This window comes from Microcoleus sp. Pol7_B2, assembly GCF_036701035.1.
Lineage (GTDB): Bacteria > Cyanobacteriota > Cyanobacteriia > Cyanobacteriales > Microcoleaceae > Microcoleus.
The window spans coordinates 61,467-74,114 of record NZ_JAUBQB010000013.1; the positions used below are offsets into that span (position 1 = coordinate 61,467).

Sequence of the window (12,648 nt, forward strand, 5' to 3'; positions counted from 1 at the left end):
CCTGTAGCGATGGCGCGATCGCACTATTGCTTATGTCTATGAAACAACCTTGTTAAAACTTAGTTAAAACTAAGTATTTATTTTTTCTATACAAAACCACATTTGTCGGCTCTGTGCCATCTTCCCAGAGACAGATTGGCACGGGAATTTCTGCTAAATCAACTGCTATCATAGATCAAGGGACAAATTAGATTATCTAATTTCTGGGAGCAATAAGCGAGTGAATCACAAGCTGGCCAAAATTATCGGATTATTTTTCGCAGCCGCCACCCTCTTTGGATTCGTCGGTTACGCGCTGCAAAATCCCAACTTCGCCAGCAGCTCAGCGATATCCATCGGCTTCCCCAATCTTACCACTCTGGCCGTCGGGGCGATCGACAACAAACGATCGCAAATTTATCTCAACGGAACTTGGCAATTTGTCCCCGCAGTTGGCAACCCCCAAAACCCCCCTGTCTCCCCAAATTGGGGATCCATCTCGGTGCCCGGAGATTGGCAAAAAGAAAACAACGAATCCGTACCCGGAATCATCACTCGCGGCAACGGCAAAGATTGGGAAAACTTCAACAGTAAACAACTATCAAAAGCTTGGTATCAAAGAAATATAGACCTTCCCGGCGACTGGACAAACCGCCGAATTTTTCTCGACTTAGCCAGAGTCAGCACCGATGCAGTCATCTTTGTCAACGGCATTAACTGCGGTCAAATCCCCTGGCCCTACGGCACTATTGAAATTACCAAAGCAGCAAAACCAGGTCAAAACACCATATCTATTTTAGTGGTGGCAGTATCCGATGAAAAGGAAAAAGCCGTCATCATGGGCCCCACAGAAATCTACACAGAAAAATCAAAGTTGCAATCGCGGGGAATAATCGGCGAAGTAAGGCTTCTGAGCCTTCCTCCAGGCCCGCTAATTAGGGACGTATTCGTCCAAACTTCCACCCGAAAAAAGCAAGTTAAATTAGATGTTGAACTCAAAGACGTTGCCCAAAACGGTCAAGTAGAAATAATCGCGCAAATGCTCGACGAAAAAGGCAAACTACAACAAAAATTCACCGCCACTGCCAACGTTAAAGCTAAACCAATTCAAACCGTTCAAGTTCATTGGAATTGGCCAAATCCCCGTCTTTGGGATCTCGGGCAACCAAACCTTTACACCCTGCAATTAGAAGTAAAAGGCAGCGGCATTGACACACAATACAACCAACCTTTTGGCTTCCGCGAATTTTGGATAGAAGGGCGCAAATTTTTCTTAAACGGAACTGAAATTCGACTGCGACCAATCTTGCACTCCGATACTTGGCAAGGCGGCACAGTAGAAGTTGCAGATAGCCTAATTGATGGCTACGTCAAAGCCGGGTTTAACATAACAGAAATGTGGCCTTGGAATCACGACGAACGGGGTAGATGGCACTTCCGAGAGTTGTTTTCCGAAAGAGCAGACTTCAAAGGTTTTCCCATTATGGCTCCCGCTTTAGACATTAGTCCTATCGCTTGGAATGGCAAGTGGAAGAACCCCCTGTGGAAAAACCGCTGGAAAGAGCGAATGGTGACTGAAATGCGCCGCTACCGCAATCATCCATCAGTATTAATGTGGGCGACAAGTCCTAATTTTTTCGGCAACGCTGACGACCTAAATCCCCGTCGCATCGGCAAAAGCAAAGTAGAAGGAACTCTCAGTCCCCCGGAAAACCAGCGTTTGCGGGTCAACACTCCCCTAGGAAATGACGCTTTAGCTACTATTAAATCGGCAGACCCAACCAGACCTGTGATGGTACACCAAGGCGCACACTTCGGCGATGTTTATGCGCTGAATTCTTATTTAAATATGATTCCTTTGCAAGAACGGGAAGAGTGGATTTCTGAGTGGAGCAAAACCGGGGAAAGGCCCTACATGGCAGTCGAGTTTGGGACTCCTCTGCACGCAACAATGATGCGGAATCGCAAAGGTTTTGGTCAGGTGATTCTCAGCGAACCTTGGATGACGGAGTTTGCGGCAATTTATTTTGGCAAGCAGGCTTACGAGTTGGAAACTGCCGCTTATAAAGCTAAAATTCGCGAGCAATTTGTCAAGGGTCAGGAGTATCAAAACTGGCATTTAAAAAAAGAGTTAGATTTTGCCCCAGCTTTTCAAAAGTTGCAGCAGTTATTCAGTACAAATACTTGGCGGAGTTGGCGGACTTTTGGAATGTCTGGGGGGATGATTCCTTGGAATGACGGACATGGTTGGGAAGTTTCCGAAGCAGGCAGAAAAAAGGTGGATATTGGGGCCTTTCAACCGGGTCGCCGGGGAGTTTATTTGAAGCAAGTCTCGAATAATCTTTTGAATTATTTGCAGCCCGAAGCTTACACTGTTCATCCTGGGGGCGAGGCAATTATGAATAATAATAGCTCGACTTTGGCTTGGATTGCTGGTGCTAGCCCGGTTTTTACTGCCAAAGATCACAATTTGTTTGTGGGCGGAAAAGTGGCAAAGCAAGTAGTGTTAATTAACGATAGGCGGACGCCGCAAGAATTTACGTTTAATTGGCGAGTTTTGGTGAAGGGCAAAGAAGTAAAAAAGGGCGAGGGAAAAGGGATAATTGAGGCGGCAGAAACGCTGTTTTTCCCAATAGACGTAAAATTGCCAAATACCATTTCTAGCAAGGCTGACGGCGAAATTCGCTTGACCGCACGGGTGGGCGATCGATCGCATTCTGATACATTGGCTTTCCGCGTTTTTCCCAAACAATCCAACATCAAAGATTCGGTGACAATTTTCGATCCAGCCGGCAAAACATCGGCAATGTTAAAACAATTAGGTTATCAGCTTGTACCGTGGAAGGGTTCGCAAGTTTCATCGCTATTAATTATCGGTAGGGAAGCATTTTCTAGCGGGGAAAATTTGCCGGGAAGTGTAGAAAGTTTTGTGCGAAACGGCGGCAAAGTAATTGTGTTTCCTCAGCGCAGGGAATGGCTGGAAAATACGGGTTTCCGGGTTGCTGCCCACGTCAGCCGCCGCGCTTATCCAGTTGACAGCAAACATCCCGCAATTAACGGTTTAGACAGTGAAGATTTGCGGGATTGGGTGGGGGAAAGCACGCTGCTTGAAGCTTATCCAGATACAATCCAAACTGGCCCTAATTTGAGTCCAGCAAATAAACCTTGGTACGGCTGGCGTTGGGGAAATCGTGGCGGTGTTAGTAGCGCTTCTATTGAGAAACCGCACCGCAGCGGTTGGCGTCCCATTTTGGAATCTGAGTTTGATTTAGCTTATTCGCCGCTGATGGAATTGGATTACGGAAAAGGGCGGCTGATTTTAAACGAGTTGGATTTGGAAGACCATTATTCTGTAGATGCTGGGGCGGCGCAGTTAGTGCAACAAATGGTGAGTTACGGGATGAATTCTCCGGTACTTGGAAAGCCGGATCAAGTGGTTTTAATAGGGGGAGATGAAGATGCCCAAAAGTTGGACAGTTTGGGGGTAATTTATCAGCGCGCTAGTTCGCTTTCTAATGATGTTGGTTTGGTCATTGTGGGGAGAGAAGCGAATCTGAAAGATGCAGATTTGCGCGGTTATTTGAATGCTGGTGGGAAGGCGTTTTTCTTGCCGCGTCAAGTGCCTGCTGCGGGTTTGGGCGTGGGTTTGCAGCAAGCGCAGGATTTCGGAGGTTCGCTGGCGGTTCCGAGTTGGGATGAGGTGAAGGGGGTTAGTGCCTCAGATTTGCGATCGCGCTCTTTTTATGATACTTGGTTGATTAAGTCTGGGGGAGAAATCGGTGCTGACGGTTTGTTAAGTCGGCTACAAGTGGGCAAGGGTGTGGCGATTTTTTCTCAGATTGAACCGGACAGTTTGAATGCTGATACTAAGACTTATTTGCGTTTTACTCGCTGGCGGCAAACCCGGGCAAATGCTCAGATTTTGGCTAATTTAGGGGCGAGTTTTAAGGCGGATGGTTCTGTGTTTAACGGTTCGAGTCGGGAGTTTTATCACTGGGATTACAGAACGGATTTTGAGAATGGGGACGATCCTTATCGGTATTATAGATGGTAGACTTACCACTCTATTTTTACGGGATAGTTCGCTAGTATGGAATCGCCACTCACCAGCACAGCGTCTTCTACAATCGCTGGAGAAATTAACAGCCGATCGAACGGATCTTTGTGATGGTTGGGTAGGCTATCCAAGGTGAAAATATGAGTTAAATTAATAGGTAAGACTTCTATATTATTAGTCTGTTGCTGACTTTCTATAAGTTCTGGTAAAGGCAGATTGAGACTCAGCTTCCCCAGTTGGAGCTTGATTTGCATTTCCCAAATGCTGCCCATGCTTAAAAGCAAAATATTTTCTGGGTTTTGGCACAATGCCAAAGCCTTTGGTGAAAGCTTTTGGGGGGAACTATCCCACCAAATGAATGTATGAGTATCCAGCAGTAGTTTCATAGATTCCCTGTCCAAAATTCGTCTGGTAACGGTTCATCAAAATCGTCGCTTGTCCAGATTGATCCTGCGTGCAATCCCGCTGTACGCTGCTTAGTTGGGGAGGCGATTGGCGCTAAACGGACAAGGGGAATACCACCTTCTGTGAGAACAACCTCTATGCCTTTAAGTGCTAGAGATAATAACTCTTTTAAATTTGTCTGTGCTTCTTGCACGTCAACTGTTTTTGTCACCATTGCAGCTATCCAAACTAGGGATTAAAAGTGCGATCGAACAGAGGTTAGCAATTTCAAGCTTAAATTGCTGATTTTATTATACTGTTAAATATCAAAGGTCAAAGTGTCGCCTGAAGCGCGGGTCTAGTTTGTCGGTTTTCTTTTGGTTGCAGGTGCCGCAGAGGGTTTGCAAGTTGCTGATGTCGTTGCTGCCGCCGCGCGCTAGGGGGATGATATGATCGATCGTGAGTTGGGTTTCTAGTTTGGTTTGCCCGCAGCTTTGGCACTGGTATTTATTGCGAGTAAATACGTATTTTCTGACTTCTGGGGGAATGGGAATTCTAGGGGTTTTAGACATGATGTATTTTAACCGCAGATGAACGCGAATGAACGCGGATGTTTGATGGATTAGCTGGGTGAGTTTTCTTGATTGAGAAGTTGGCGGCGCAAATCATCGAGGGGGGAGTCGAGTTTGCTAGTTTCTGACTCGTTGTTTTCTGGTGTTTCTTCAAATTCTGGTTCGTCGGGGCAAAATTCTATAGTGACATTGAGTTTGAGCTTCATCTTTCCTTTCTTCCAGCCCTGAGCACCCACTCTGAGAATTTCACAATCTATACCTTGACCAAACCAGTTCTCATATGAAAAACGTTTTTGGCGATGGTCAAAAGGTACAGAGATATTTAAGTTTTGTTCTTTTAACGATTTATTGAGTGTCTCTCCTAACTCATTTTCAGGCAAAACGTTATTTACTGTTTCCTTAATATTTTCTACTTTAAGCATTGCGTTACGAAAAGATAAAGCATCGTCATTACCGCAGTTGTGCAAATCAAATTTATCTTCCATATTCTTGCCACCCTCGCGTAAGTTCTATTTAATCTACTACTCTTTCTAATTCCAAAGCTACCATCAAACAGCTATTAATGTGGTTTATGGCATCCTTTGAAAGGAAACCAAGTTTCCGGGCAATCATTGACTTGTTGAGGGTAAAAATGGACTCGCACCTAACTACAGACTCAACTCTAATACCAGCTAATAGAATTTCATCTCCTGTTATCAAATATTGAACTGCTGTCAAAGGGCGAGTTGTCTTAGAAGTACAAGGTATCACCATCACATCGTCAAGAATTTGGTTGATATTATCTGCCGAAATTATCACAGCCGGACGCAGTTTAAACTGTGTTAGCTGAGTAGAAGGCATTGGCACTTGAGCCAACACTACATCACCGCGCCGTAAGTTCATCGGCAAATAGTTCGTCGTAAATGTCATTTTCCGCACTCAGCCAATCTTGATAAGCTTGGGATACAAGCATCGGTTGAACAGATTCTTTCCCACTTTTCAAGAATAGGGCTAGGTTCAGAAGTGTTGCTAACTTATCCTCTGGAAGTTGTTCGATTATTGTTAAAAGTTTTTGGCGAATGTTCATAGGATTAAAGTCGCTCTTTGTTGCCTATTATAGCACAATAAACAGAATCAAGAGAGCGGCGAATTCTATTCGCCAAAATTGCAATCATTCACCATCCACCGAAACGCTATCATTTTGCCCGATTACAGGCAACAAATGCTCGTGCAACTTCATCGCCTGCAAACAACTATTAATCCCAGAAACCGCCCGATCGTACTCTTGAATCTTCTGCTCATTCTCAGCTTGCCGCCGCAGATTCCCAGCAATCTTTTCCTCAGCCTCCTGTGCCAAAGTTTGCTCCAAATAATCGCGGGCTTGACTGTATTTCTGCAAAATATCATCAGCTTGCTTTTGGGCCAGCGGCAACAAATGCTCTTTCAGCGTTTGGTTGACAGTTTGACGGAAAGTTTGCCGAATAGTTCTAGATACTTTCGGCTCAAAATCCAGCCGCAATAATTGCCGAATTGCCGGTTGGGCATCCACCATGTTTTCGCAGTCGAAACCTTGGGATGTTTGCTGCAATGTTTCCCGGAATTGATAAATCGAAAATGTGCCTTCGTCGTAAAAACGGGGACTTTCTCGCACGTAGCGATCGCACTCAACGCCAGCCGCATTTACCAAAGCATCTGAAACCCGCTTTGATAACTCCTCTAACTGCTGTTCAATTCCCCCGTCGTTCCCCAACAACCGATAGAGTAATCGATAGTATTCAGACTTGCGAACGCTATCTTTCAAATACTGGAAATAATTATCAACCAGTGACTTAGTAGCCTCTACTAAAATATCTTCCAACTGATTCGCTAAATAGTAAAGTGCCTCAACTAAAACAGCAATTAAAGGTGCTGTCGCATTGCGGGGATGATTCCGCAAAGTGCGTCCGTAAGCCGCCTCAACAGAAAATCCATCTAACAATTCATCCAAGCGGCGGATCATCCGAGATTGCAGTTGCCGAAAGTCTATATCGAAAATATCGCATCTGTTCATAATCATTTCATTGACTTCTTCGGCGATATGTTCCCGAAAATCCTGTCCGACTTGCTGCAACTCTTGATTTAGTCGCAAAAGTTCCTGTGCTTTCATTGCTTCAATTTCGCGGGGCTGGCTGTCCAAATTCCGCTGAATTGTTTGGTAATGTTTCCGCAGTTGAATGCACAAATCTTCTAAATCGTCAGCGAGATTTTTGAACAGTTGCGGGCGTTTTTCTTCGGTGAGGTAACGGGTGATGGCTGTGCGAAAATCTTCGATACCGCTATCTTGAATTAATTGAGCAATTAATGGTTGTCCTTGTTCTGCAAGAATCCGCACGTAGTTTTCATTTGGTGTTTCGTAGCTGTTAACAGAAATCCGAAATTTGCTGGGAGATAACTTGCCGGAATTGGCACAGTATCGGTTAAACTCGCTGACAAATTGCGGTGTTTCTTCACTATTACCGAGAAACTCTGAATCTAATTTATCATCTCCAGAAACTCGCCCTTGACTGCTGGCAAAGATTGTATTTAAACCAAAGCGATCGCGCCCTGTTGTCCCTCGAATCAAACTCCCGTAAAATCCCAACAATCCGCTAGTTTTGTAAACTCTCGCAGTATCGCGAAAGTCAGAATTAATCAGATTTTCTAACCGCTGTCGCAGTTGAGTGTTGTACCAAGTTTCGTCAATGCGGTTAAAAATGTAAAACAGCCGATCGCGAATTCCCGGATTTCCCCGTGTTTTTTCCATCAACTCGGTTTCCTCCGTCGTCATTTCCCCAGACGAAGCCGCTTTCAAAACGCAGACAACTGCCGAAGTATCGGGGCTTTCAATCTTATCATAAGTCAATTCTGCATCCCGCTGCACCGGCGCATCAATTCCCGGCGTATCGATAATAATATTGCCATCTTGTAGCAAGGGATGATAACAGTAATATTCAACTCGCTTGAGTACAGCACTGTTACTACCGCGACGGGCATAACTAGCAGCTTCCTTGAGATTGGAAAAGTTAAACTGTTCCATCGAGTAGGTAGCGTTTTCGAGAGTTTGGATGCGATCGCGATTTGCCTCAAAACCTTCTAACAGCAGCATCAAAGCCTTAGCTTTTTTGGCTACCTCGGATTTATTTTCGCCGCCTTCCGTTTCAATAATTATGTTACATCCCTGAGACAACAGGGACACTACATCTGTTTGATTAATATTAAGTTCAGTAGCTAAACCTAACTGATGGCACAGCACAGAAGCTTGCTGGCTAATCTCAAATTCGCTCAAAAAAGTTAGAACAACGCGCTCTTTTTCCGGCTCAGCAAAGGCGATATAACATTCCGTACCTGTCGCGTGTCCTTCAGCACTGTAGAGCAATTCCCGCTCCAGCAAAGCATTAATTAACATAGATTTTCCCGCACTGAAAGCGCCAGCAAACACAATTTCAAACTCAGGAGAAATTGCCTTTTTCAGAGAAGCTTGTACCGCCGTGATATCTTGTTGTCGCAAAGAAGATTCCTGACGCAGCAGTTGCAGTAAAGAGTCAACTTGTTCTTGCAGATTGTTGCATTGAGGGGGCATTTGAGTCATCGCTGCAGACTGCTCCTGATTGTGGGAAAATTACCTTATTGTTAATTCTCTGCTAGTTCAGGAATAATCACAACAGTAATTTTACTTATGCAATCCAGGATTGCTGAAAGTGCGATCGGCTATTCTGGCGACAAATCCTATAGTTTACGGTTGTTTCGGAATTATTAAACCGCAGAGGCCGCAGAGGCCGCACAGAAAGAGAAGAGAGAGATAAATAATTGCTATACCCACGGATTTGATATCATCTATTTACAGCCAATTGGCTAAATCTGATATGTCAGTAAAATTTAGCCAAGCATCTCCTAATTTTTCGTACACCATTAGTAGTAAGGCGCGCCTTATTGCGCCCCTACAGAATTCAACTGGCGCATTGCGTACTCTACATTAAACCGATAAATCCTGACGCGGTTTAAAAGACTCAACCTGCCGCAACTTTTCGTATAATTCCCGTTCCTCCTCACTAATTTCTTTGGGAATTAACACCTGAATTTCTACCAATTGATCGCCCCGATCGCCATTTCCTGTCGGATAGCCCTTATTAGCCAGCCGCAACCGCTTTCCAGACGTTACTCCCGGTGGCAATTTCATTTTCACCCTACCATCTAGCGTCGGTACTTCCACATCTCCACCCAACACCGCTTCGCTGGGAGTCAGTGGCAATTCGCAGCAAATATCCGACATTTCCAAGCGAAAAAATGGATGGGGAGAAACTGTGATTTTTAAATATAAATCTCCGCCGCCCATACCTTGATTTCGCAAGCGAATCCGCTGGCCTGATACCATAGCAGGAGGCAGATTCACCTCGATCGCTCGCCCATCTTCCAGACGAATTCGCTCAGTACCGCCCGAATAAGCCCTTTCCAAAGGCAGAGTTAGCCTTGCTTCAATGTCTCTTCTGGGTTCGCGATCGACTGTTTCCCGTCGAATTTCGCGATCGACTGCTTCCCGTCGAATTTCGCGATCGTCCACATCCCTTCTGGTTTCGCGATCAACTGTTTCCCGTCGAATTTCGCGATCGACTATATCCCTTCTGGTTTCGCGATCGACTGTTTCCCGTCGAATTTCGCGATCGTCCACATCCCTTCTATCTTCCCTAGAATTAGCTACATAACTCGTTCTCTTAGAAGCCGTACTCCACGGTTCATAGGAGGCTGCTCGCGGTGCATCATTGGCGGTCGCCATCCTCACTTCCCGGCGCCTTCCGAGCACTTGATCTAGAAATTTATTAAAATCCGAGTAATCGCTAAAATCGACATCTTCGGCCGGTTTTTTGCGGGTAGCTTTACCATTTCCCCAAGTTTTGAAATTGGGAAGTCGCACCCCTTGCTTGCCTTGAAATCCCTTTTGTTTCCAGAACTTACTAAACTGATCGTATTGAGCTCGCTTGTCAATATCGGAAAGAATATCGTAAGCTTCATTAATATCCTTAAACCTATCTTCAGCCGATTTATCCCCCGGATTTACGTCAGGGTGCAACTGTCTGGCTAGCCGTCGATAGGCTTTCTTAATCTCATCAGCCGTGGCATCTTTGGGCACTCCCAAAATTAGATAGTAATTGCGAAAATTCTGCATAGTTAGTCATTAGTTATTAGTCATTAGTCATTAGTTATTAATTATTAGTCATTAGTCATTAGTCATGCTGCTTCCCTGCTTCAAACTAGGGACTAATGACTAGGGACTAATGACTAACCACTAATTAGAGCCAATCGTCGTCATCATCCCAATCGTCGCTTTGATTTTGATAAGGCCGAGTGGGGCGATTAGCACTGCTTCTGCGATCGCCCATACGATCGCCCATACGATCGCCCATACGATCGTTCATGCGATCGCCCATGCGGTCGCCCATGCGATCGTTCATACGATCGTATGGGCGATCGGGAATTGGATCGACAGTCGATCGCCTGTACGGCTTAGCATTGGTATAATAGCTGCTGTCATCGCTGCGCCGCTTGGTACCGTCGCCCGTAAAAGTCCGCTTCACAGACTCAAAGAAATCGTCATCATCGTCATCCATCGCAAACGCGGAAACTTCCCGGCTCAAATCGTAAAGAGCATCCTGCAAATCCGAACCAACTTGGTCAACTCCGCGCTCATCATTGCGTTCTAAACTGTCTCGCAATTCCCGAATTAAAGTTTCAATTCGCTGGCGGCTTCTTTGAGCAAACTGCATTCCGCGATCGAGTGCAACTTCCCGCAACTGCCGCTCGGCTTGATAAGCTAAAGCTTCAGCGCGATTGCGTTTTTCCACCTTTTCCCGCTGCAACTTATCAGCTTGAGCAAACTGTTCCGCATCGCGAATCATTTGATTCACTTCCTGCTGAGTCAGCGTCGAAGCACCTTGCACAGTAATGCTTTGTTCCCTACCAGTAGTTTTGTCCAAAGCAGTCACCAACAGCATCCCGTTAGCATCAATATCAAAAGCTACTTGCACCTGCGGAATCCCTCGCGGCGCCGGTGGAATTCCAGTTAGTTTAAACCGCCCCAAAGACTTATTATCTCTGCCTAATTCCCGTTCCCCTTGGATCACGTGAATCTCTACCACAGTTTGGTTGTTTTCAGCAGTCGAAAAAATGTCCGATCGCCTAACGGGAATAGTAGTATTGCGAGGAATCAATTTTTTCATCACCCCGCCGATAGTTTCCAAACCCAGCGACAGCGGCGTCACATCCAACAGCAGCACATCGCGGACATCGCCACCCAAAATCCCCGCCTGAATTGCCGCACCCACCGCCACAACTTCATCGGGATTCACATTTTGATTGGGTTCTCGATCGATCAAACTGCGAACAACTTCCTGCACCAAAGGAATGCGAGTCGAACCGCCGACCAACACAACTTCATCAATGCGAGAAGGACTCAAACTTGCATCAGCCAAAGCTTGTTTGACTGGCCGCCGCAGCCGCTGCACCAAATCTGTGCACAGCCCCTCAAATTGACCGCGAGTCAGCCGCGTTTCCAGATGCAATGGCCCATCTTCGTTCGCATCGATAAACGGCAAATTAATCTCCGTGACACCGACTCCCGACAGTTCAATCTTGGCTTTTTCTGCCGCTTCGATCAAGCGCTGCAAAGCTTGCCGGTTGCGCCGCAAATCAATTCCTTCTTTTTCTAAGAATTGATCGGCCAACCAGTCAACAATTTTAGAGTCAAAATCATTGCCACCTAATTGAGTGTCGCCGCTAGTTGCTTTAACTTCAAATACTCCGTCTCCCACGTCTAAAATCGACACATCAAAAGTACCGCCGCCCAAATCAAACACTAAAATAGTTTGACTTTCTCGCCTCTCCAAACCGTAAGCCAAAGAAGCCGCCGTCGGCTCATTTAAAATCCGCTTGACATCAAGTCCGGCAATTCGTCCCGCATCGCGCGTCGCCTGTCGCTGCGAGTCGTTGAAATAAGCGGGAACAGTAATTACAGCCCCCGTTACCTCTTGTCCCAGATAGCGGCTGGCTTCATCAGCCAGTTTCCGCAACACCATCGCCGAAATTTCCTCCGGGGCAAAATCTTTTTTCAGGCGGGGACACTTGATTTTGATGTTCCCGTTTTCGTCGCGGCGAGTTGTGTAAGGGACGCGCTTTGATTCTGGAGTCAGTTCGGTATATTTGCGCCCGATGTACCGCTTGACGGCGTAAAAGGTGTTTTGCGGGTTGAGAACAGTCTGGCGTCTGGCCATCTGTCCCACCAGGCGTTCTCCTTCCTTTGTGAAAGCGACTACCGAGGGAGTTGTCCGCATCCCTTCTGCATTGGCAATCACAACCGGTTTGCCGCCTTCCATGACGGCTACTACTGAGTTTGTTGTTCCGAGGTCAATGCCAACTACTTTACCCATGCGTCAGTTGTCTCCTGTGGCGTTGTGTGTAGCCTTTTCAATATAAGCGTTAAGTATGATTGCATTTATTGTACCGCGTCGAGAAGCGGGGGCTGCGGGGGGATTGCCTCACTTTGGTCAAGCGGCTGCGGTTGGCTGGGTGCGATCGCTCCGCTGGTGGATGCCAGATCCTGCGAGGAGTAGGAGTGTCAACTTGGGAAAGCAGTGTATGTTCATCTTTTGACAGCCAAAAAATTTTCCG

General features: G+C 46.1%; 11 protein-coding genes. 2 read left to right on the top strand and 9 right to left on the bottom strand.

Going from position 1 to position 12,648, the window contains the following annotated elements; translation table 11 throughout:
• The first annotated feature begins 220 nt into the window (after window positions 1-220).
• Window positions 221-4,033: a glycoside hydrolase family 2 TIM barrel-domain containing protein gene (locus tag QUA57_RS07735; RefSeq protein WP_333060170.1), complete on the top strand. Its 3,813-nt coding sequence runs from the start codon at window positions 221-223 to the stop codon at window positions 4,031-4,033.
• Between the two features lie 2 nt (window positions 4,034-4,035).
• On the opposite strand, the gene QUA57_RS07740 is transcribed toward QUA57_RS07735, so the two are convergent.
• The 9 genes from QUA57_RS07740 to dnaK all read right to left on the bottom strand — a co-directional run bounded on the left by QUA57_RS07740 (window position 4,036) and on the right by dnaK (window position 12,407).
• A complete protein-coding gene (locus QUA57_RS07740; RefSeq protein ID WP_333060169.1) occupies window positions 4,036-4,422 on the bottom strand; it encodes a type II toxin-antitoxin system VapC family toxin in 387 nt (128 codons plus the stop codon).
• Complete coding sequence (locus tag QUA57_RS07745) at window positions 4,419-4,655, bottom strand: toxin-antitoxin (TA) system antitoxin (RefSeq protein ID WP_333060168.1); 237 nt, start codon at window positions 4,653-4,655, stop codon at window positions 4,419-4,421. The genes QUA57_RS07740 and QUA57_RS07745 overlap by 4 nt, the downstream gene beginning before the upstream one ends.
• A gap of 91 nt (window positions 4,656-4,746) precedes the next feature.
• Window positions 4,747-4,992, bottom strand: a complete 246-nt coding sequence (locus QUA57_RS07750; protein WP_015179287.1) for an HNH endonuclease — start codon at window positions 4,990-4,992, stop codon at window positions 4,747-4,749.
• A 50-nt stretch (window positions 4,993-5,042) separates the two neighbouring features.
• Window positions 5,043-5,477, bottom strand: coding sequence for a KGK domain-containing protein (locus QUA57_RS07755; RefSeq protein ID WP_333060167.1), 435 nt, complete (start codon window positions 5,475-5,477; stop codon window positions 5,043-5,045).
• A gap of 28 nt (window positions 5,478-5,505) precedes the next feature.
• The gene (locus QUA57_RS07760; RefSeq protein ID WP_333060166.1) at window positions 5,506-5,874 is read right to left on the bottom strand and encodes a type II toxin-antitoxin system PemK/MazF family toxin; all 369 of its coding nucleotides are present in this window, start codon (window positions 5,872-5,874) and stop codon (window positions 5,506-5,508) included.
• Window positions 5,855-6,058, bottom strand: a complete 204-nt coding sequence (locus QUA57_RS07765) for a hypothetical protein (RefSeq protein ID WP_333060165.1) — start codon at window positions 6,056-6,058, stop codon at window positions 5,855-5,857. The genes QUA57_RS07760 and QUA57_RS07765 overlap by 20 nt, the downstream gene beginning before the upstream one ends.
• 84 nt (window positions 6,059-6,142) lie before the next feature.
• On the bottom strand, window positions 6,143-8,578 hold the full coding sequence (locus tag QUA57_RS07770; protein WP_333060164.1) for a dynamin-like GTPase family protein: 2,436 nt from the start codon (window positions 8,576-8,578) through the stop codon (window positions 6,143-6,145).
• 384 nt (window positions 8,579-8,962) lie between these two features.
• Entirely contained in the window at window positions 8,963-10,150 is a 1,188-nt protein-coding gene (locus QUA57_RS07775) for a J domain-containing protein (RefSeq protein WP_333060163.1), read from the bottom strand.
• 124 nt (window positions 10,151-10,274) lie between these two features.
• Window positions 10,275-12,407 (bottom strand): molecular chaperone DnaK, encoded by a 2,133-nt coding sequence (dnaK, locus tag QUA57_RS07780; RefSeq protein ID WP_333060162.1) that lies wholly within the window; start codon window positions 12,405-12,407, stop codon window positions 10,275-10,277.
• Between the two features lie 55 nt (window positions 12,408-12,462).
• Here dnaK and QUA57_RS07785 point away from each other — a divergent pair, with 55 nt between their 5' ends.
• Window positions 12,463-12,630, top strand: coding sequence for a hypothetical protein (locus QUA57_RS07785; protein ID WP_333060161.1), 168 nt, complete (start codon window positions 12,463-12,465; stop codon window positions 12,628-12,630).
• The last annotated feature ends 18 nt before the right edge of the window (window positions 12,631-12,648 follow it).

Excerpts from the sequence above, each read along its gene's own strand:
- QUA57_RS07740 (WP_333060169.1), bottom strand. The coding sequence starts at position 4,422 with ATGAAACTACTGCTGGATACTCATACATTCATTTGGTGGGATAGTTCC.
- QUA57_RS07745 (WP_333060168.1), bottom strand. The coding sequence starts at position 4,655 with ATGGTGACAAAAACAGTTGACGTGCAAGAAGCACAGACAAATTTAAAA.
- QUA57_RS07750 (WP_015179287.1), bottom strand. The coding sequence starts at position 4,992 with ATGTCTAAAACCCCTAGAATTCCCATTCCCCCAGAAGTCAGAAAATAC.
- QUA57_RS07755 (WP_333060167.1), bottom strand. The coding sequence starts at position 5,477 with ATGGAAGATAAATTTGATTTGCACAACTGCGGTAATGACGATGCTTTA.
- QUA57_RS07760 (WP_333060166.1), bottom strand. The coding sequence starts at position 5,874 with ATGAACTTACGGCGCGGTGATGTAGTGTTGGCTCAAGTGCCAATGCCT.
- QUA57_RS07765 (WP_333060165.1), bottom strand. The coding sequence starts at position 6,058 with ATGAACATTCGCCAAAAACTTTTAACAATAATCGAACAACTTCCAGAG.
- QUA57_RS07770 (WP_333060164.1), bottom strand. The coding sequence starts at position 8,578 with ATGACTCAAATGCCCCCTCAATGCAACAATCTGCAAGAACAAGTTGAC.
- QUA57_RS07775 (WP_333060163.1), bottom strand. The coding sequence starts at position 10,150 with ATGCAGAATTTTCGCAATTACTATCTAATTTTGGGAGTGCCCAAAGAT.
- dnaK (WP_333060162.1), bottom strand. The coding sequence starts at position 12,407 with ATGGGTAAAGTAGTTGGCATTGACCTCGGAACAACAAACTCAGTAGTA.
- QUA57_RS07785 (WP_333060161.1), top strand. The coding sequence starts at position 12,463 with ATGATTGCATTTATTGTACCGCGTCGAGAAGCGGGGGCTGCGGGGGGA.